At 42.2% G+C, this 21,498-nt stretch carries 18 protein-coding genes; 7 read left to right on the top strand and 11 right to left on the bottom strand.

Annotation, left to right across the window (positions count from 1 at the left end; translation table 11 throughout):
• Positions 1–407: 407 nt before the first annotated feature.
• The 4 genes from LQ226_RS16150 to LQ226_RS16135 all read left to right on the top strand — a co-directional run bounded on the left by LQ226_RS16150 (position 408) and on the right by LQ226_RS16135 (position 4,310).
• On the top strand, positions 408–2,336 hold the full coding sequence (locus LQ226_RS16150) for an endonuclease MutS2 (protein WP_231418990.1): 1,929 nt from the start codon (positions 408–410) through the stop codon (positions 2,334–2,336).
• Positions 2,337–2,427: 91 nt separating this feature from the next.
• Positions 2,428–3,177, top strand: coding sequence for a (S)-benzoin forming benzil reductase (locus LQ226_RS16145; RefSeq protein WP_231418989.1), 750 nt, complete (start codon positions 2,428–2,430; stop codon positions 3,175–3,177).
• 15 nt (positions 3,178–3,192) lie between these two features.
• Positions 3,193–3,762 carry a thioredoxin family protein gene (locus LQ226_RS16140; RefSeq protein ID WP_231418988.1) on the top strand — a complete coding sequence of 190 codons (570 nt, stop codon included), beginning with the start codon at positions 3,193–3,195 and terminating at the stop codon, positions 3,760–3,762.
• 56 nt (positions 3,763–3,818) lie between these two features.
• Entirely contained in the window at positions 3,819–4,310 is a 492-nt protein-coding gene (locus LQ226_RS16135; RefSeq protein WP_231418987.1) for a hypothetical protein, read from the top strand.
• A 28-nt stretch (positions 4,311–4,338) separates the two neighbouring features.
• Here LQ226_RS16135 and alr read toward each other — a convergent pair whose 3' ends face one another.
• The 3 genes from alr to LQ226_RS16120 form a co-directional block, all read right to left on the bottom strand.
• Entirely contained in the window at positions 4,339–5,502 is a 1,164-nt protein-coding gene (alr, locus tag LQ226_RS16130; RefSeq protein ID WP_231418986.1) for an alanine racemase, read from the bottom strand.
• 134 nt (positions 5,503–5,636) lie between these two features.
• On the bottom strand, positions 5,637–6,764 hold the full coding sequence (gene ald / locus LQ226_RS16125; RefSeq protein ID WP_231418985.1) for an alanine dehydrogenase: 1,128 nt from the start codon (positions 6,762–6,764) through the stop codon (positions 5,637–5,639).
• Between the two features lie 122 nt (positions 6,765–6,886).
• Positions 6,887–8,125, bottom strand: coding sequence for a PucR family transcriptional regulator (locus LQ226_RS16120; RefSeq protein ID WP_231418984.1), 1,239 nt, complete (start codon positions 8,123–8,125; stop codon positions 6,887–6,889).
• A gap of 618 nt (positions 8,126–8,743) precedes the next feature.
• Here LQ226_RS16120 and LQ226_RS16115 point away from each other — a divergent pair.
• Positions 8,744–10,159: an alanine/glycine:cation symporter family protein gene (locus tag LQ226_RS16115; protein WP_231418983.1), complete on the top strand. Its 1,416-nt coding sequence runs from the start codon at positions 8,744–8,746 to the stop codon at positions 10,157–10,159.
• Between the two features lie 71 nt (positions 10,160–10,230).
• Here the strand turns inward: LQ226_RS16115 and LQ226_RS16110 are convergent, their stop codons facing one another.
• Positions 10,231–11,124 carry a YndJ family protein gene (locus LQ226_RS16110; RefSeq protein ID WP_231418982.1) on the bottom strand — a complete coding sequence of 298 codons (894 nt, stop codon included), beginning with the start codon at positions 11,122–11,124 and terminating at the stop codon, positions 10,231–10,233.
• Between the two features lie 106 nt (positions 11,125–11,230).
• Between LQ226_RS16110 and LQ226_RS16105 the strand changes: the two genes are divergently transcribed.
• Complete coding sequence (locus tag LQ226_RS16105) at positions 11,231–12,136, top strand: TIGR01777 family oxidoreductase (protein ID WP_231418981.1); 906 nt, start codon at positions 11,231–11,233, stop codon at positions 12,134–12,136.
• Between the two features lie 162 nt (positions 12,137–12,298).
• Positions 12,299–13,234, top strand: a complete 936-nt coding sequence (gene coaA, locus LQ226_RS16100; RefSeq protein WP_231418980.1) for a type I pantothenate kinase — start codon at positions 12,299–12,301, stop codon at positions 13,232–13,234.
• Between the two features lie 180 nt (positions 13,235–13,414).
• Here coaA and LQ226_RS16095 read toward each other — a convergent pair whose 3' ends face one another.
• The 7 genes from LQ226_RS16095 to LQ226_RS16065 all read right to left on the bottom strand — a co-directional run bounded on the left by LQ226_RS16095 (position 13,415) and on the right by LQ226_RS16065 (position 21,203).
• Entirely contained in the window at positions 13,415–14,176 is a 762-nt protein-coding gene (locus LQ226_RS16095; protein WP_231418979.1) for a LysM peptidoglycan-binding and 3D domain-containing protein, read from the bottom strand.
• Between the two features lie 353 nt (positions 14,177–14,529).
• Entirely contained in the window at positions 14,530–15,294 is a 765-nt protein-coding gene (locus LQ226_RS16090; RefSeq protein ID WP_231418978.1) for a LysM peptidoglycan-binding and 3D domain-containing protein, read from the bottom strand.
• 227 nt (positions 15,295–15,521) lie between these two features.
• Positions 15,522–17,243: a phosphoenolpyruvate--protein phosphotransferase gene (gene ptsP / locus LQ226_RS16085; RefSeq protein ID WP_231418977.1), complete on the bottom strand. Its 1,722-nt coding sequence runs from the start codon at positions 17,241–17,243 to the stop codon at positions 15,522–15,524.
• 3 nt (positions 17,244–17,246) lie between these two features.
• Complete coding sequence (locus tag LQ226_RS16080) at positions 17,247–17,513, bottom strand: phosphocarrier protein HPr (protein ID WP_231418976.1); 267 nt, start codon at positions 17,511–17,513, stop codon at positions 17,247–17,249.
• Between the two features lie 55 nt (positions 17,514–17,568).
• Complete coding sequence (locus LQ226_RS16075; RefSeq protein WP_231418975.1) at positions 17,569–19,524, bottom strand: PTS fructose transporter subunit IIABC; 1,956 nt, start codon at positions 19,522–19,524, stop codon at positions 17,569–17,571.
• A gap of 15 nt (positions 19,525–19,539) precedes the next feature.
• Entirely contained in the window at positions 19,540–20,454 is a 915-nt protein-coding gene (gene pfkB / locus LQ226_RS16070; RefSeq protein WP_231418974.1) for a 1-phosphofructokinase, read from the bottom strand.
• Positions 20,451–21,203: a DeoR/GlpR family DNA-binding transcription regulator gene (locus LQ226_RS16065; protein WP_231418973.1), complete on the bottom strand. Its 753-nt coding sequence runs from the start codon at positions 21,201–21,203 to the stop codon at positions 20,451–20,453. The genes pfkB and LQ226_RS16065 overlap by 4 nt, the downstream gene beginning before the upstream one ends.
• Positions 21,204–21,498 lie beyond the last annotated feature (295 nt).

Here is a 21,498-nt window from a genome sequence, read left to right as displayed (position 1 = left end):
TGAATCGTTTACATTAAATTTAGTATCGAAGAAATCATTCAATCGAAATCACTCTTGAAGGAGTATGTTTTATGAAGGTCGTTGTTCTTAACTAACCGTTAACTTCATACGGACCCAAAAGGGTTAAAAAAGCTTGCATACAGGCAAGTTTATTTAACTATACAATTTTGGGCAGTTAAGAACAATGAATCATAGCATAACAAGCAAGGTGTAGGAAAGGGCTATGACACATGTGTCATAGCCCTGTTCTATTTTCTTTAGACACCTTTCTAATCGATTGAATGATGGAATCGAATGTTAGCTGCAATGATGCAATCATTGCAGCTTTTTTTAATAGAAATCACTTTACTGGAGTAAAGTGTGTCAGACGCGCTTTACTCTGATAAAGTGTGAGGAGGATATCGGAATTGAATCAGAAGACATTTGAAGTGTTGGATTTTTATACAATTTTAGAACATGTAGCGCGATTTGCGTTTACGGAGCGAGGGAAAGAAACGGTGCTTTCTTTAGAGCCCTCCTTTAATAAGAAACAAATTGAAAGATGGTTAGAAGAGATTGATGAGGCGAAGGAAGTACTGAAGATCAGCAGCAGTGTACCGGTTCATAGCTTGGATGATGTGAGTCAGATGATGGAGCAGGCTAGGAAAGGGATGTTTCTAAGGCCTGATCAGTTCTCCCAACTTCAATCGTTTCTCGATCATTGTGGGAAGTTGAAGCGATTTATGAAAGACAAACAGTATGTGGCTCCCACTGTTGCATTATACGCTGAGTCCATTGAGGATCTAAGTGACCTCGAAACAGAGATTCAGTCCTCTTTACGTCACGGTCAGGTAGATGATTATGCTTCTAAGGAACTGCTGAAGATTAGAAGGCAAAAGCATAATCAGCTTGCAGAGATTAAGGATCGAATCGGACGTTTGGCTAAATCTAAAAAGTTAGCAACGTATATGCAGGAGCACGTCGTTGCAGAGAAAAATGGCCGGTTTGTGCTGCCCATAAAGGCAACGTATCGCAATAAAGTAAAAGGAACGGTGCTTGATTCTTCATCTTCTGGAGCGACCGTTTTTATTGAGCCTGAAGAAGTCACCAGGTTGCAAGAAGAGTTAGAAATGACGCGTCTTGCTGAAGAGCGGGAAGTCGAGCAGATCTTGTATTATTTAACTGCCCTCGTATTGGAACAAGAGCGTCCTCTTCAGATAGCGATGGAAACCATGCATCAATATGATGTGATCTTTGCAAAAGCGAAGTACAGCATGAGCATAGAGGGAAGAGCCGCCACCTTAAACACAGATTATAAAATCGATCTTATAGAGGCTAAACATCCTTTAATTCATAACCCTGTACCTCTTACGATCTCGCTTGGAGAGGACTATCATGCTCTCGTTATTACAGGTCCGAACACAGGTGGTAAGACCGTCACGTTAAAAACCGTTGGACTGCTCACGTTAATGGCACAATCAGGCTTGCACATCCCTGCTCATCAAGGAACGAATCTTCATATCTTCCAGCAGCTGTTCGTCGACATAGGCGATGGGCAAAGCATTACAGAAAACTTAAGCACGTTTAGCTCTCGTCTTGTGAATATAATAGAAATTCTAGAACAGTCCAATGACCATACCCTTGTATTACTCGATGAACTTGGTTCTGGTACGGATCCGGCAGAAGGGATGGGTCTTGCTACAGCTATACTCGACCAACTCTATGACAAAGGAGCTATGCTTCTGGCAACAACTCATTACAACGAAATGAAAGACTTTGCCGAATCCCGGAACGGTTTCCTGAATGGATCAATGGAGTTCGATCTTGAAACCCTTCGTCCAACCTACCGCTTGCGTCTCGGTACGACCGGTAAAAGTCAGGCTTTTGAGATTGCCCTGAAATTAGGGATGCATCCAGCGATTATTGAGAAAGCTCACGAGATTTCTTATAAGGAAGAGAAAACGTATGAAATGCGAGAGGATGCTGATCCTAAATTGATGGAAAAGCAGATTAAGACGAACGCATATGCGAGGAAGTCTTCTAAAAAGAAGAATCATAAGGAAGAAAAGGTTCCTCGTTATAACAAGGGTGATAACGTAACCGTTCTCGCTACTGAAGAAACGGGGATTGTTTACACAGGGCCGGATGCAAAAGGGAATTACGTCATCCAGGTCAAAGGTGAGAAACAAACCATTAACCATAAGAGAATTGCTCTACACATTCCGGCGGAAGAATTGTATCCTGCTGATTATGACTTTGATATTATTTTTAAATCAAAAGATTACCGGAAGATAAGGAAGCAGTTAGACCGGAAACACGTCGATGGTCTAACACTTGAAGAAGAGGATGAATCCTGATTTCAGGTTTATGGACCGTTTCTTTTGTGAATGGTTTAAGGGGTCCGCTATACTAAAAGTAGAAATGGAAAAGCTAGTTGGAGGGATCTTGATGAAAATTGCTGTAATTACAGGTGTTTCAAAAGGGCTCGGCGAATCTGTTGCCGAGAGTATGATGGGAAGAGGGGTACATATTATCGGTGTATCCCGTTCTGATAATGAAAAGTTAAATCAGAAAGCAGAAGAAAATGGTGTCTCTTACACTCATTATCCTTGCGATCTTTCATCACAGGAGGAGCTTGAGTCTGTCTTCTCCCGAATTAACCAACACGTAAAAGAACAGTCGCCACAGAAAGTATATGTGGTGAACAACGCTGGTGTAGTAGAACCAATTGATCGCGTGGGCGCTCTAGACGCAAATCAGGTTGTTAAACATGTTCATATTAATTTGATTGCACCGATGTTAGTGACGAATATGGTAGTCGAGCAATTAGCGGACATTGATGTGGATATCATCAATGTAACCTCAGGGGCTGCAAACCGTCCGGTCTATGGATGGAGCACATATGGTGGTACAAAAGCAGGGTTAAATTACTTCACTGAAACAACTGCGTTTGAACAGAAGCAACGAGGTGGAAAACATAGAACAGTGGCTTTTAGCCCTGGAGTAATGGATACAGATATGCAAGCGGATATTCGCTCCTCTTCAGAAGAAGCTTTTGCCGATGTCGAAAAGTTTAAAGCGCTGAAAGAAGAAGGAAAGCTTCGCTCCCCTTCTGTTGTGGCGGATGGACTTATGAAGCTTCTTGATGAAGGGTTCGAAAGTGGAGCGGTTTATCGCGTAGACCAGTTAATAGACTAAATGAGGTGAAGGATTGTGCAGTTAGAAGAATGGTTTGAGAAGGGGATCCGTCCTCAAGAATACGTAACAGGCATGGAAAAACATCAAGATAATCTAATGAATGTATATCAATCGTTTCAATTACCAGAGGATCAACAATTCTTCGATGATCTTAAAGTGAAACAGCTACGCGTCATCGTCCTCACCGAGGATTGGTGCGGGGACGCAATGATGAATATACCGGTATTGTTAAAGTTGTCAGAGGCAGCTCGTATGGATGTTCGCTTCTTAAAAAGGGATGAACATACAGAACTCATGGATCAATACCTCACAAACGGTACCTCCCGTTCAATACCAATTTTCATTTTTATCAATGAAGATGGAGAGGAAGAAGCGGTCTGGGGGCCAAGGGCACCGAAAATTCAACAGGTCGTTGATGATGCTCGTGCGAACCTGCCCGATAAAGACCACCCAAGCTTTGAAGAAAAGCAGAAAGAAATGATTCTTTTCTTAACAAAGGCATACAGTGAAAACGAAGAATTTTGGCAAGAGGTCTATGCCAGTCTGAAAGAAACCCTTTCAGCATTAGAGATCAAAACGAAATAGTGTATTTGAGAAGTCCGGGGGAAATAACCCCGGGCTTTTTTTGTTAGGGGGGAGCGTTGGATGAAGTCGAGAATCTCTGGACTGATGACGAGAAAGTTGCTCGTGAAGTCGAGAATCTCTGGTTTGATGACGAAAAAGTTGCTCGTGAAGTCGAGAATCTCAGGTCTGATGACGAGAAAGTCGCTCGTGAAGTCGAGAATCTCTGGACTGATGACGAGAAAGTTGCTCGTGAAGTCGAGAATCTCTGGTTTGATGACGAAAAAGTTGCTCGTGAAGTCGAGAATCTCAGGTCTGATGACGAGAAAGTCGCTCGTGAAGTCGAGAATCTCTGGACTGATGACGAGAAAGTTGCTCGTGAAGTCGAGAATCTCTGGTTTGATGACGAAAAAGTTGCTCGTGAAGTCGAGAATCTGGCTCCTGACGACGAGAAATACCGCTCTGACGTCAAGAAAGATGCTGGCGACATCGAGAATCCCAGCCCTGACGTCGAGAACTCCCCTTTACACGCCTGGCTCTACCGCCAAAAACTGAAATCTCTCTCCATATAAAAAGACGAGCCAGTACTGGCTCGTCTTTTTATAACATGCTATAGCGGACTTTGGTTTGGGCGGCTTGGTAAATACGAGGCACTCTTTTTCCGATGGAACAGGTAACTTCATAATGAATGGTTCCTGTTAGAGAAGCGATCTCGTCGGCAGTGGGGACTCCTTTATCACCGTCACCAAATACCGTTACCTCATCATCTGGTGAGATTTTTCCGATGCCCGATACGTCTATCATGCATTGATCCATACATATACTTCCGACAATCGGTACGATGTGGCGGTGAATGGCCATCGTGCCTTGATTAGACAGAAGTCTTGGAAGACCGTCTGCATACCCGATGGGCAGCGTCGCGATGGAAGACGGTTGTTCGGTCTCGAAGGTGCGTCCATAACTGATTGGGGTACCGGCTTCTAGTTTGTTCACGGCAGCTACTTTTGTTTTCAGGGTCATGACAGGTGTCAGATCAATCATTTTTCTAAGATGAGGGGATGGATAAAACCCATAAAGGCTCACCCCTACACGTACCATGTTTAAATGCATGTTTCGATAGCCTATGGTTGCAGCGCTATTTGCGCAGTGCTTAATGGGAATGTATATCCCTTCAGCTTCAATGGATTCAGTTATGGTTTGAAAGGTCTCAAACTGCTTATATGTATAAGTGGAATCTTCATTGTCGGCCTCTGCAAAGTGGGTAAAAATCCCTTCGAGTTCAATAAAAGAAGACTCTTGAATGGCACGTGCGAGATGGATGGCTTCTGTTGATGTTGAAACCCCTATCCGGTTCATACCTGTATTCACTTTCATGTGAACCTTAGGTGTTTTGTTCATTCGTTTAGCGGCCGCTTCGATTTGGTCCAATAGATCACGGGTAAAGACGGTAATCGTTAAATCATGAATCACTGCTGCTTCAATCGACCTTGGAGGTGTATACCCTAGGAGCAATATTGGCTTTTGAACTCCGGCTTTACGAAGCTCGATTCCTTCATCGACGAAAGCGACGCCTAGCCAATCTGCACCTGCATCAATTGCGGTTTGAGCGATTTCTACTGCTCCGTGTCCATAACCATCTGCTTTAACAACGGCCATTAATCGGCAAGCTGGATTGGTGTAATGTTTAAAAGCGTTCACATTGTGTGAAAGGGCGTCTAGTGAGATATCTGCCCAAGTGTCTCGGTAGCTATGTGGATGGATCATGAGAACACCAACCTTTCTTTAATAAAGATAAATGGACTAAAGGCCATAAAAAGAGGATGCCTTAGAGTGGCATCCACTGCTTTTTATCATGGAAAAGGTGCCCTTCACCGAAAGGCACCTGATAGGTAAGTTGATTAGTTTGAGTATACAGCGTTTAATGCATCATGAGAAGGAGTAAACGCATAGCCAAGGTCTCTGGCTACAGCTTCATATGTGACATGACCATTTGCTGTGTTTAATCCTTTTTCTAGCGCCGGATTGTCTTCAATTGCTTTTGAAACGCCTTTATTTGCGATTTGTAATGCATAAGGAATCGTAACATTCGTTAAAGCAATTGTCGATGTACGAGGGACAGCACCTGGCATATTCGCAACTGCATAATGAACGACGCCGTGTTTCACATACGTAGGATCATCGTGTGTTGTAATATGATCAACTGTTTCAATAATACCGCCCTGGTCAATCGCAACATCTACTAGAACAGAACCTTGTTTCATTTCTTTGACCATGTCTTCTGTGACAAGTTTTGGTGCTTTCGCTCCAGGAATAAGAACAGCGCCAATGACAAGGTCAGATTCTTTTACCGCTTCTGCGATATTTAAAGGATTGGACATTAATGTGTTGATTTCGTTTCCGAAGATATCATCCAGCTGGCGAAGTCGCTCTGGGCTAAGGTCGATCATGGTTACATCTGCGCCAAGTCCAATGGCAATTTTAGCTGCGTTTGTACCGACTACACCACCACCGATGATCGTAACTTTACCGCGTTTCACTCCAGGTACTCCACCTAGAAGAATGCCAAGTCCGCCTTTTGGTTTTTCAAGGAACTGAGCACCGATTTGCGCTGACATGCGACCCGCTACTTCACTCATTGGTGTTAGAAGTGGAAGCGTACGGTTGGTTTCAACTGTTTCATACGCAAGAGAAATAACGCCTTTTTCTGTTAGGGCTTTCGCTAGTTCTGGCTCAGCTGCAAGGTGCAGGTATGTGAATAGAATTAAGCCTTCACGGAAATAGCCGTATTCAGATGGTAGTGGTTCTTTTACTTTCATCACCATTTCTTTTTCCCATGCTTCTGCTGCTGAATTGACAATGGTGGCTCCTGCGTCTCTGTAATCCTGATCTTCGAAACCGCTTCCAATACCGGCAGTTGTTTCAACGAATACGCTATGGCCTGCTTTCACCAAGTTTAGTACCCCTGCTGGTGTGATCGCTACACGATTTTCATTGTTTTTTATCTCTTTTGGAATTCCGATGAACAATTCCCTCATCCCCTTTGTTTGTAATCGATTTTGTAATTCCGATTATAGATGGGGAATGAACGGATTGCATTGTGTAAAAGAGAGAAAGTCAGAATCATCTTTTGTAGAAATCAACAAGGCCCTTATTGTTTCAGGCGTTCAATCATCAAATCCAGGTACAATGTTATTTTTTGGTTTGGATCTTTAAAATTAAATCCTGTTAAGTTAGCAATTCGTTTTAAACGATAATTCAACGTGTTGGAATGAATATGCAAAGCCTTTGCTGCTTCGTTTACGTTACTATCACATCGCAAAAATTCACTTACGGTCTCCAGTAATTCTGTCCGGTGTTTCTCGTCATAGGCGCGAAGGGTTTCGATGTATTGATTTGTGTAATGATCACGAATGCGCTTCTCATATAAAGAATCAATAAACTGATAGATCCCTAGATCCTGGTAACTATAGATTCCTTCAACTTCATGAGAGAAACGATCTTTAATGGATAAGACGTGTAAGGCTTCTTTATAACTATCTTGTATACGGACGGGGTTCTTGTACAACGTGCCCGCTGCTCCTTTTAAGAACTCAACGTTAACCCTGTCTTGTATTTTCTCTACAAAGGCGCTAACAAAATCATTGATTTCTTTCCCAGGTGCCTCACTAGAGTGTGGGCGAACAAGTAAGATGAGTTGGTTCGAATCGATCGCGCTGCATACGATTCCTACTTGTCTTGAAGCTTCGATATAGTAATGGATATGTCGTTCCAATGATTGATGGATATCCTCCTCAAATTCAAAGACGACAATAGCCAAAGGTCCTTCTAACTGAATATGATATTTCCTTGCCTGGCTCTGAATCGTTTCAAGATCCGTCAGGTGGTCGGTCAGTAATTGCCAGAAGAACTCTTTATGATCTTCTTCTGATTTACGTTTTTTGATTTGAAGTTGTAACATTTGATTTTTAACGACTTTGGCTGCCCTCTTAAAAAGGTCGAGTTCTTCATCCGTTACGTCCCAGTGAACTTGAGCCCAAATAAAGCCGAGAATTTCGTTGTTTTTACGTACGGATATGGCTACACGCTTCCCTAAACCGACTTCTTCAATAGCTGGAATAATAACCGGTTCTTCGCTTTCAAATAGCTGAGGGATGACCCCGTTCTTCCATAATGTCTTGATGACGTTCTCCGGAACTTTTCTCCTCATAATGGTTGCGATTCTGGCAGGATCGACGTTCTCATCGTGAGTGCTGTATGCCAAAATGCGATGATTCGAATCTTCTATCGTAACTGGGCAGTGCAATAGATCGCTAATACGATCGGCCAGTTCTTCTAACGAGCGGAATGGTCCTTTAAATGGATCTTGGCTCCCGGTATATGTTCCCATGGCAACCTCACCTTCTTTCTGTTTAAGCTCTGTATCTGGTCTTGCGATGCTTTTTGAGGAGGGGGCTGTAATGTTTGTTAGGCGCTTGGGGTGTCTGGGGAACGACTCGCTTTCCGCGGGGCCCCACACGACGTGGGGTCGTTCGACGTTGTCACAGGATGTGACGATTTTAGTCGAACCTCCTCTTGTCGAGCCTCCTCGCTCACTTTGTTCGCTCCGGGGTCTCGTCTACCTCTTTCTCCCGCAGGAGTCTCCCCGTTCCCCAGACACCCCTGGCTAAATTAGTATAACGGCCCCATTACTTGAGCATAGCAGAGAATCCACAACTCAGAAGAGTGTTGATTTAGCATGTTTTCTTTCTTCTGATTTTCGGTGGTGTTTTAATAAATACGAAAGTCTCCCTGGTACATTTTAAGGCACACCAGTGAGGAAAATCTATAAGAATTTGTGGTATTTCCTAAAGCTTACTCAATCCGTTTGTTGTTTTCAACAATTGAAAGCGCTTAAAATTTTACGATTTCACAAATATCTCTTCAAAAATGAGTGATAAAGTATATAATGGGAGAATGTTAAAACCCAAAACTCACAACAAGATACATCGAGAGCAGGGGGTAAATCATGTTAGACGTATTAAATCGAATCAACGATGTACTATGGGGAACACCTAGCTTAATTCTCTTATTTGGGACAGGGTTATTCTTAACCATTATGTTAAGAGGATTACAGTTTAGGAAGCTAATGTATGCATTTAAACTGGCTTTTACGAAAGAAGAAAAGTCGGAATCTTCATCCGATGCTGAAGGAGATATCAGCAACTTTAAAACACTGATGACGGCGTTGTCGGCTACAATTGGGAACGGGAATATCGCCGGTGTAGCCACTGCGTTAACACTTGGGGGACCAGGTGCTATCTTTTGGATGTGGATTGTAGGATTACTAGGAATGGCAACAAAATATGCGGAAGCCTTGCTTGCTATGAAATACCGGGTTAAAAATGAGAACGGAGAATACTCCGGCGGGCCTATGTATTATGTAGAACGAGGGCTAGGTAAGAAATGGAAAGGGCTTGCTATTGCCTTTGCTTTCTTTGGTGCCTTTGCTGCACTAGGGATTGGGAACAGTGTTCAATCGAATACCATTTCTGATGTGATGGATGAAAGCTTTCATATTAACGGTTGGGTGACAGGAGCGGTGCTTGCTGTACTAACTGGTCTTATTATTTTCGGAGGCATTCAGAGAATTAGTACAGTGGCCGGATTCTTCGTGCCTGTTATGGCCTTTCTTTATATTGGCGGTTCTTTACTTATTATTATTATGAATTATGATGCGGTCTTACCTGCGTTTGAAATGATCTTCAATTATGCATTTAGTCCTGTATCAGCAGCAGGTGGTTTTGCCGGGGTAGTCGTAATGGAAGCGGTCCGTAGTGGTGTATCACGAGGTATCTTCTCTAATGAAGCAGGTCTTGGTACAGCCGCTTTAATCGCAGGAAATGCGAAAACGGATCACCCTGTTAAACAAGCGCTTGTAGCCATGACAGGAACGTTTATTGTAACCATTATCGTATGTACGATGACAGGACTTGTTCTTATTATGACAGGGTTCTGGGACCCGTCAGGTGGTGCGATATCAGGAGTGCAGCACGCTGCTGATCTTGATGGAGGAGCTTTAACAAGTGCAGCCTTTGGACATGCTCTTGGGACAGTAGGGGAATATATTGTAGCCTTCTCCGTTATCTTCTTCGGCTTCTCTACCATTGTGGGCTGGTACATGTACGGAGAGAAATGTTTCGAATACCTATTAGGTCTTCGCTACATCATTCCATACCGTTTCATTTATATTGGCGCTACCTTTATGGGGGCTGTCATGCAACTTGATCTTGTATGGGCATTTGCAAATATGGCGAATGCGCTTATGATGATACCGAACTTAATCGCATTATTGCTTCTATATAAAGTTATTGTGCGAGAAACCAATTCGTACTTTAATGATTACTTGCATAAGAATCGGAATGCTTACCGAAAAGCCAGCTGACGAAACATGGATCAGAAATCTAGGAAACTCGTAAGCATACAAAAATAACCTGCCACAAGGCAGGTTATTTTTTATACCTGATTTTCATGCCACAAGGCAAGAATCATACATAATGAAAATCCAAAACTATTCACGAATCCGTGCACGAATACCATTAAAGGGATATCTAATACCGATATTTCGCTGATATGACCGTATCCATACAAGAAAGCAAAACTCATGGATACAAAAAGGGAGAAGAAAGCGACGGTCATGAACGTCCTGGCTTTCGAACTCTTTACGTTTGGTACGATAAAAACTAAGCTAAGAATAGCAAATAAAGCAATCGGTACCACGAATTCTACAACAGACAAAAATTCAATTAGAGGCGACACAGGCGAAAAAGTTATCCCGATCGCTACAAAGATCGGCCCTACTAATAAAAACGCGCCAAGACCGTTGTAAATCCTTCTCACAATGGATTGCGAGGGGCGGATAAAGTTTCCCATTAACCCAAACGCTATAATCGTAACAAAAGCAGCATAATGAAAATGAATCGACGTTAACAAAATTAAGATGTCCTGAAAATGTAACACGTCTACATTTAATCGATGTAAGGAAAGCCAACCTCCACCTATAACAATATATAATAGACCTGCATGGACTAACATTTTAGGCATCGTCTCCCAAGCTCTGGTTTTTACAAGGGATGAGAGTCCGTAAAGAGCAATCAATGCTGTGAATCCAAACCACGGAAGTGATAGGATAAAAGAGACAATGCCCCGATCGATCCAGAAACTAATGCACGCCAGAATGAAACTGATTGGATGGACTGTCAGTAACGTCTGATAAAGTTTTGTATACTCCGTTTTGGCTAGAGAGAGCGTTAAGGGGATCAGTGTGCCATAAGCGAATACAAGAAGCATTTGTACATATTGTTCGGTGTGAATTTCTTTAAATAGAAGCTGTAAGATGACGAAGATCACGAAAGTCGTGGCGCCAAAGATAGAGCGTTTTTTCTCAAGAATAGGAATCACCTCATATCGATTCTATAGTAAAAGTGATGATTGCGAAAGAAGAGGGGGATAGGGGTTGAACATATTAATGAGCGGGGGAACAGGGTTTATAGGACGGGCATTGGTCGACCATTTCGAAAAGCAAGGCCACACCCTCTACATCCTTACAAGAGGGCAATCGCGAGTAGAGGGACTTAGAGAGTATATCCATTGGTTGTCGGAGGATGGAGATGAAATCGATTACCTCTCTCATAGAAAGATAGATGTAGTCATTAACCTGGCAGGGGAGCCGATTGGAAGGGGAAGGTGGACCCCTGAGAAAAAGGAGCGCATTTTACATAGCCGGATTGAATCGACTAAACGCATTATTGAAATTGTAAAGCATTTAAAGGAGAAGCCAGTGGTCTTCATTCAAGGCTCGGCAATTGGCTATTATGGGTATTCCGAGAACGATAGGTTTACAGATCGAAGTCTTTCGCTGCTTAATAGTTTCCCAAGCGAAGTTTGTGATATCTGGGAGAACACACTCCATTACTTAAACCACCCTGATATTCGGAAGGTTATTGCTCGTATTGGCACAGTACTTCATTCTAAAGAAGGCTTTCTAGCTAAGGCTCTCCTACCATATCGATTTTGGGCCGGTGGGAAAATTGCTACCGGAAATCAATTTGTCTCTTGGATCCATTTAGAAGATGTGGTGCGAATTATAGATTACCTTATTTATGAGAAATCCATGCATGGGCCAGTTAATCTAACAGCCCCTCACCCTGTTACAATGGATGAATTAGGCCATACGCTAGCTTCTATTATGAGACGACCATACTGGTTTCCGTTCTCAGAATGGATGATTCGCCGCACTTTTGGAGAAAAGAGTGTGCTCGTAACGAAAGGGAGCTGTGTGCTTCCATCAAAGCTATTACATTCTTCTTTTTCTTTTCAATACCCTACTATAAGGAAAGCGCTATCAAATCTTATGCAATAAATTTTATAGAGAGTAGAAAGCTGTTATATCAAGGGTTGATAGGTTATAGGGGGAGGGGAATAGTCATCAGACGTCATTCGATGTGGTGGTACAAATAGTGACGCTGTGGTAAATTATGAATATTGCAGTTCTTAATATGTAGACAAAGGTATGTGAAATAGTATGAGTAGTTATTCACCGTATTGGATGTTCCAGAAAAACGAATGGGCGAAGCTTCGTGCTAATGTACCGATGACCCTGTCTCCCATACAGATCGAAAACGTTAAAGGAATTAACGAGAAACTCGACATTGAGGAAGTTTCAAATGTTTATCTTCCTTTGAGTCGGTTACTCAATTTATATACGAAAGCTTCCCATGAACTTCATTCCGTTACAGATCGCTTCATGGGGCAACAAACTAAGCAGGTTCCATTTATTATTGGGGTCGCAGGCAGTGTGGCTGTTGGTAAGAGTACGATTTCAAGAATAATGCGTGAACTGCTTTCAGAATGGGATGAACATCCGAGCGTTGATATCTTAACGACAGATGGATTTTTATACCCAAACGAGGTTTTAGAAGAGAAGGGGATTATGAACAGAAAAGGATTCCCTGAAAGTTATGATATTAAGAAATTAATAGATGTTCTAGCAGACTTAAAATCAGGGCGACCTGATGTAGAAGCGCCTGTCTATTCCCACTTAACGTATAACATTTTGCCTGATGAGGTTCAGGTTTTAGATCAGCCTGATATCGTCATTGTTGAAGGTGTGAACGTATTACAAACGCCTAAAACAAGAGGAGCAGACCCTGGGACGTACGTTTCTGATTTCTTTGATTTCAGTATTTATGTGGATGCAAACGAGGACGATCTTTTGAAGTGGTATACAGAGCGTTTTATGAAACTTCGGGATACGGCCTTTCAGGATGAGCGTTCTTACTTTCACAAGTACTCAGGGCTATCTAATGAGGAAGCGATCGGAATGGCTGAGGATATTTGGCGCCGAATTAACTTAAAGAATCTTCATGAAAATATTCAACCGACCCGTAACCGTGCAGATCTTATTTTACATAAAGATCGTGATCATTTAATTGACTCCATCATGTTACGGAAAGCCTAACGAATAGAAGGTGTAAAATCGTTTTAATGATTTTACACCTTTTTCAAATGTAAATTCATAGGTAGGAGGGGCCCTAACCCTCGAAGGTAATAGATCCATGTAGAGTCGAAAGACCCCACATAAAAAAGCCCAAAGCTGCTTTCAGCTTTGGGCTTTCACTATTATTTAGGAGAAAAGGAATTAATCTAAGATGGTTACGTCTACTGTTTTGCGGCCCCAGTTTAGAGCGCCAGATTGAGATGGGATGAATACATCAATTCTGTTTCCTTGAATGTCGCCACCGATGTCACCAGCTACTGCTTTTCCATATCCTTCTACATAGACTTCAGTACCTAGTGGAATGATGTTTGGGTCGACGGCTATAACTTTCTGATCTGGGTTTGCCAGAAGGTTAATTCCTGTGCTCGTAATTCCAGAGCAGCCTGCGCAATTCGCTGTATAAGCCGTTGATTCCATCGTAATGGTCTTTTGTTCCTCTTGAACTTGTTTTTCTTGTGTTGTTGGTTCTGAAGGCTGTGTGCTAGCGACAGTTGATTTTTCTTTCGTTGCTACGTTTGCTCCGTCTACTTTAAGGGTATCTCCAGAATGAATGGTAATTGAGCTTACGTTATTCCATTGTTTTAATTCATTCACACTTACGTTAAATTTCTCTGCGATTCCCCAAAGAGAGTCACCTGATTTAACCGTATATTCATCACTCGTTTGAGTGGATGTTTGTTGTGCTTCATTGTTGCGATTTATAAGCAAGCTTTGGCTTGGATAAATGGTAGTTGATGATAAATCATTTAAATCTTTAAGCTGATCAACGGAGACATCGTAATCCTGAGAGATTCCCCATAATGTGTCGCCGTCATTAACCACTACTTCTTCAGCATTTGCTGTAATTGTTGTTGTGGTTGAGATCGTTGCTACGGCAGCTAGTGATAAAAATAATTTTTTCATTTGGTTAACCTCCTAGGAATAACAATAGCCTTAAGCTGTTGAAATTCGCGCTTTATTGAGTAACGAATTAACTCTACGCCCCACGATAACAAGCGAACGGGGAGAGTCCAATAACAGAATGACAACAATGTGATTTCAGTGATAACAAAAATGTTACATTTTTGTTATAATGGAAATTTTTATAATTAAAGACTCTTTTAATCGACACTTATATTGGTTTAGACAAGGCTTGATCTGTTCTGTATAGAGTATATAGAGGGCTTGGCCTAAAAGTTAAATAAAACTGTTAGACTACATAAAAAAGCCCAAAGCTACATTTAGCTTTGGGCTTGTATCATTTATTTATAGGGTGTTTAGTCTAAGATTGTTACTTCTACTGTTCTGCGGCCCCAGTTTAGAGCATCAGAACGATTTGGAATGAATACGTCAATTTTGTTTCCTTGGATTGCGCTACCGATGTCACCAGCTACTGCTTTTCCGTACCCTTCAACGTATACTTCTGTACCGAGTGGGATTACGTCAGGATCAACCGCAATGACTTTGCGATCTGGGTTTGCAAGAAGGTTAATTCCTGTGCTTGTAATTCCTGAGCATCCTGCGCAGTTTGCTGTATAGGCTGTAGATTCTACTGTGATAGTTTTAGCTTCTTTTTGTTCTGTTTGTGTTTTAGGTTCAGATGGTTGGGTGCTCGCGACAGTTGCTTCTTCTTTTGTTGCTACGTTTACTCCGTCTACTTTAAGGGTATTACCTGAATAAATCGTATTCGAGCTTAAGTTATTCCATTGTTTTAACTCATTGACGCTCACGTTGAATTTCTGACCAATTCTCCAAAGAGAGTCACCTGGTTTGATCGTGTATACATCACTAGATTGAGTTGATGTCTGTTGTGCTTCTTGTGTTTCATTGTTGCGGTTTATGAGTAAGCTTTGTGCTGGATAAATTGTATTTGTTGTTAAGTTGTTTAGTTCTTTAAGCTGTTCAACGGAGACATCGTAATCCTGAGAGATTCCCCATAACGTGTCACCACTGTTGACAACTACTTCTTCCGCACTTGCTGTGATGGTTGTTGTTGCAGAAATCGTTGCTACGGCAGCTAGGGAAAGTACTAGTTTTTTCATGTTGTTATCCTCCTAGGAATTACAATAGCCTTATGCTGTTGAAATTCGCGATATTTTTGAGTAACGAATTAACTCTATGGACTACTATAACAACCTTTGAGGAAAAGCCCAACAACAGAATGACAACAATATGATTGCAATTCTAACAAGGAGATTACATAGGTTTTACAATGGAAGAAAATAAAGAAAAGGACCCTTTTCAAAGGGTCCTTTTTAGTGTATAGAAATTAGTTTTGGCCTGTTTTCTCTTTAACGAATTCTACAACATCTTCAGCTGTGTCCATAGCAAGAATGTCTTCTTTGTAAGAAGCCATTTCTTCTTTAGATAGGGTTAAGATCTGTGTGCGGGCTGGAAGGATGGATGTTGCACTCATAGAGAACTCATCTAATCCTAAGCCAAGAAGGATTGGGATTGCAATCTCGTCTCCTGCCATTTCGCCACACATACCGGCCCATTTGCCTTCAGCGTGAGCTGCTTCAATTACGTTGTTAATTAGGTTAAGGATTGCAGGGTTGTATGGTTGGTAAAGGTATGAAACGCGTTCGTTCATACGGTCCGCTGCCATTGTGTATTGGATCAAGTCGTTTGTTCCAATACTGAAGAAGTCAACTTCTTTTGCGAATTGCTTAGCAATTACAGCAGTGGCAGGGATCTCAACCATCATACCTACTTCAATGTTCTCGGAAACTTCTGTGCCTTCATTTTGAAGTTTTTCTTTCTCTTCAAGAAGAATCGCTTTCGCCTGACGGAACTCACCTAGAGTAGCGATCATAGGGAACATGATCTTAAGGTTGCCGTATACGCTAGCGCGAAGAAGGGCGCGTAACTGTGTACGGAAGATATCGTCACGCTCTAAGCATAAACGAATGGCACGGAAGCCAAGGAATGGGTTCATTTCATCAGGAAGATCTAAATAGTCTAACTCTTTATCTCCACCGATATCTAATGTACGAACCACCACAGGCTTGTCAGAACCTACACCTTCAAGAACGGCTTTGTAAGCATCAAACTGTTCTTCTTCTGTCGGAAGTTGGTTTTTGCCCATGTATAAGAACTCCGTACGATAAAGGCCAACGCCTTCTCCGCCGTTATTCACAACGCCATTTACATCATCAGGCGTACCGATGTTTGCAACAAGTTCAACGTGCTGATTATCAGCCGTTACAGTCGGTTCGTCTTTAAGTTTTGCCCATTCCGCTTTCTTTTCTTCGAATTGAGCTTGTTTTTGCTTGTAAGCTTCAATTTGCTCATCTGTTGGATGAACAATTACTTCGCCTGCGATACCATCAACGATGACCATGTCATCTTTGTTGATTGTTGCGGTTACTTCTTTTGTTCCTACAACAGCAGGGATCTCAAGAGAACGTGCCATGATGGCTGAGTGAGATGTACGTCCACCAATATCTGTTGTAAAACCTTTAACGAATTGCTTGTTTAATTGAGCTGTATCAGAAGGTGTTAAATCTTCAGCGATAATAACAACTTCTTCGTCAATTAGTGCAGGATCAGGGAACGTTACGTTTAATAAGTGCGCCATAACACGCTTCGTTACGTCCTGGATGTCTGCTGCGCGTTCGCGCATGTATTCGTTGTCCATATTTTTAAACAGGTCAATGAACATGTTAGCTGTCTCGTTTAGAGCCGCCTCAGCATTCACGTTTTCTGTTTTAATTTTATCTTCGATTGGTTGAATGAGCTCAGGATCGCTAAGGACAAGAAGGTGAGCGGAGAAGATCTCTGCTTTTTCTTCACCTAATGTTTTGAAGGCGTGATCCTTGATTTTCTCTAATTCGTTTTTGGATGTAGCAAGAGCGGACTGGAAACGTTCCACTTCTTGTTCAGGGCTTTCAATGTCTTTCTTCTCAAAAGAAAGGTCCGGTGCTTCCATACGATAGGCTTTCGCAATCGCGATACCGTTAGAAGCGGCAATACCTTTAATGCTGCTCATGAATTATTCCCCCAGGTTTTCTTTTTTCATTGCGTCAGCAACGCCATTAAGAGCTTCTTCTTCGTCAGAACCTTCTGCTGTCACTTTTACTTCAGCGCCAGATGGGATTCCTAAAGACATAATGCCCATAATGGATTTAAGGTTAACGGATTTACCATTGTACTCTAAGTTAACGTCAGCTTTATATTGACCAGCCGTCTGGACTAGAACAGTGGCAGGGCGTGCGTGAACGCCATCCTCTGATGTGATCGTCATAGTTTGTTCTACCATACAGATACCTCCTGATCTTTTTCTATAAATTTTAATATGAACACATTACTCTACTTTACCCTTTTTGCACAGGTTTTTTCAAGACACCTGCAAGAATTGCTGTAACAATTGAACCAATTAATACAGCTGCGATGTATAACGCACCGCCTAGAAGAGCATTTCCGGCTTCGCCACCAGTCTTAACCGCTCCCGTAAGAATTACGATAATACCGCCGTGAGGGGCAAGAAGGTGCAGGTTGAACAAGTACACAAGTCCACCTGTAATGGTCGAACCAACAACAGAAGCTGGGATAACACGTCCAGGGTCAGCTGCTGCGAATGGGATTACGCCTTCTGTAATGAACGTTGCGCCCATTGCGTAAGCTGTTTTACCTGTTTCTCTTTCTTGTGCAGAGAATTTATTTCTAAAGAACGTTGTAGCTAGAGCAAGACCTAACGGAGGAACCATACCGCCAGCCATAGCAGCTGCAATTGGCATTGTGTTTCCAGCGTCAAGCATGGCGATACCGAATGTGTAAGCCGCTTTGTTTACAGGGCCACCCATATCAACAGCCATCATACCACCAATAATTAATCCGACAACAATTCCGAATGAACCAAGACTATCTAATCCATCTCTTAATGCCGTATAAATGGATACAAGGAATGGATTGACTAGAAGCATAAGGATACCAGTTGAGAATAGACCAAGTACAGGATAGAGAAGTACAGGTTTTAATCCGTCTAATACATCTGGTAATACTTTTAAACCTTTTTGAATCAGTAGCATTAAATAACCAGCTAAGAAACCAGCAAGTAAACCGCCTAAGAAACCAGAACCACCATCAGCAGCGCCTGTAGTTGTGGCAATTAAACCACCAACCATACCAGGAGCAAGTCCAGGACGTCCAGCAATGCTTTGAGCGATGAAACCAGCTAGGACAGGAACAAGTAGGTAGAAGGCTTTCCCGCCACCAATGATGCTTAGCATTTCTGCAAAGCGATTGTACTGATCACTCTCTGGATCAGCTGCGTTAATACCGAATAAGAACGATAAGGCAATTAAGATACCGCCACCAACAACGAATGGAAGCATATTCGAAACACCGTTCATTAAGTGCTTATAAATCCCTGTTTTCTCTCCGCTTCCTTCGCCATCTTCACTTGATGACTGGCCGCTTCCTTGATACGTTGGAGCGTCGCCTTCTTTTGCTTTGGTGATTAATTCTTTCGGTTCGTGAATTCCTTTTGCAACGGGAACCATGACAACAGGTTTTCCTTTAAAGCGGTCCGTTTGCACCTCGATGTCTGCTGCAACAATGACTCCGCTAGCACGCTCGATATCTTGTGATGTTAGAGCATTCTTCACACCGCTAGAGCCGTTCGTTTCAACTTTGATTTTGACGCCCATTTCTTTAGCCGTTTCTTTTAGCTTATCAGCGGCCATATAGGTATGAGCGATACCAGTAGGACAAGCGGTAACAGCAATAACATAAGGCTCTTCATCAGATGAAGCATCTTGATTCTGGCTTTCATTTGCTGCTTCTTCTGCTTCCGCTTCTTCTTCGTCGCTGTTTGCTTTTTCTTTCGCATCAATAAGCTCAACAATTTCGTCTCTTGATTCTGCGTTTAAAAGCTTTTGACGGAACTCAGTATCCATTAATAATGATGATAGGCTTGAAAGCGTTTCTAAGTGAGCCTGGTTCGCTCCTTCAGAAGCTGCAATCATAAAGAATAAGTGCGTTGGTTGACCGTCTAGAGACTCATAGTCCGCGCCTTCTTGTGAGCGTGCGAATGCGATCGCTGGCTCTTTAACGGCTGCTGTTTTAGCGTGAGGAATGGCAACGCCTTCCCCGATTCCTGTCGTACTTTGCTCTTCACGAGCTAAGATAGCTTGCTTAAATTCTTCCTTATCATTTAACCGGCCAGCTTCATCTAGTTTCGAAACCAGCTCGTCAATGACATCAGCTTTTGAACTTGATTCAAGCTCTAAAATCATCGTGTCTTGTTTTAACAAGTCTGTAATTTTCACGTTGATGCCCTCCCTCTAGTTTAAATCCTCAATCGTAATCTCTTTTCTAAGTTGTTCCACAAATTCACGTGTGGCTAAGTCGTCACTAAATGCTGTTGCGCTTCCACAAGCTACGCCATTGGCAAAAGCTTCTGTTAAGCTGTTTGTTTTGACATATTCGGCTAAAAATCCTGATACAACCGAGTCACCTGCTCCAACAGAGTTTTTCACTTCTCCTTTTGGAACGTTTGCGTAATAAGCATGGTCTTTATTTACTAAGATTGCACCATCTCCGCCCATTGAAACAATGACGTTCGTAGCTCCCTCAGCTACTAGTTGTTTAGCGAAGGTGATAGCTTTTAGTGGAGAATCAATGGTTGTATCAAATAATTCACCTAGTTCATGATGGTTTGGCTTCAGCAAGAAGGTAGGTGTGCCAACTAGTTCTTCTAGAGCTTTTCCAGAAGTATCAGCGATGAAATGAGCTCCTTTATCAGCACATCTCTTAGCCATTTCATTGTAGAAGTTAGCTGGTATTGTTTTTGGAATGCTACCTGCAACAACTAGATAGTCATCTTTCTCTAATCTGTTGACCTGGTCTAGCAGTTGCTGTTGCTGTGCTTCTGTAATAGAAGGTCCTGGGCCATTGATTTCAGATTCTTGGTTGGATTTTAGTTTCACGTTAATACGTGTATATTGATCCGTATCAATGAACTGGTGTTTAACCTCTTCTGATTCAAGGAAATTCTGAATGAATTGCCCTGTGAAACCACCGATAAATCCAAGTGCCGTGTTCGTGATGTCCAGTCGTTTTAGTACACGGGAAACATTGATGCCTTTTCCACCAGGGTAGTAGTACGTCGTTGTCGCACGGTTCAAATCACCTTCATTAAATTCATCAACGTGCATGATGTAATCTATAGAAGGGTTTAAGGTGACGGTATAAATCATGATGACACAACCTTTACGTTTGTTTTCGCTTGATAAGGTGATAATCGTTCTGGGTCTTTCTCATCTGTGATCAGGGTTGCTTCTTGGAGTGAAGCAATGCTTGCAAATGATAGTTCATTTAATTTAGAAGCATCGCCTAGAACAAATCTTTCTTGAGACAACGTTAATACGGTTTGCTTAACGAGTGCTTCTTCTGGGTCAGGAGTTGTATACCCGTGAGAAGGATGAACCCCGTTTACGCCTAGAAAGCACTTATCAAACCTGTATTGTTGAAGGCTATGCGTCGCGCCTCGTCCGATCAATGCTCTCGTTTTATGTTTTACAAATCCGCCAGTTAAATACGTGAGGACCTGATTTTCCGTTAGTTCTTCTAGTAAGGTAACACCGTTTGTCACAACGGTGAGTTTACGCCCTTTTAAAAAGGGAATCATTTGGTATGTTGTTGTACCGGCATCTAGAAAAATACAATCACCGTCTCTTATGAGAGAAGCTGCTTCCTGAGCGATCGCCACCTTTTCATCTAGATTTTGAGCTGCCTTTTCGCGTATGCTTAACTCCTCACTTGCTTGATTCAGGCAAGAGGCACCGCCGTGAACCCTTTTGAGCTTGTTCGCATTCTCTAGCTGACTTAAGTCACGCCGAATGGTTGACTCAGAAGCACCTGTTTCGTGAACCAGGTCTTGGATCTTTACTGTCTGATAACGCTCAAGCTGTTCTAATATGATTTCATGACGTGTTGGTGTAAGCATGGTGTGACCTCCGAAACGAATGTAAAATGAGTTCTTACTATTAATATAAAGGAAGCCCTTTCATAAACGCAATCAAAAACATTCAAAATCAATCAAAATATATCAAAAACGATCAGAACCTTCAATGGAAAAGTTATGGAATCTCCGAAAAATCTTCAAAACGAGATACTTTAGGGGAGTAAAGGGTGTCTGGCACCCTTTACTCCCCTAAAGTGTTTCTGTTAATAAAAGGTTGCTGTGGGTAGGGTTTTATGCTACATTATCCTTAGGTATTAGAGCGTTTTAGGAGGTGGAT

This window comes from Pontibacillus sp. HN14, assembly GCF_021129245.1.
In the GTDB taxonomy this organism is placed as follows: Bacteria; Bacillota; Bacilli; order Bacillales; family BH030062; genus Pontibacillus.
Note: the sequence above shows the minus strand (reverse complement) of the source record. Positions and strands in the feature narration are given on the sequence as shown.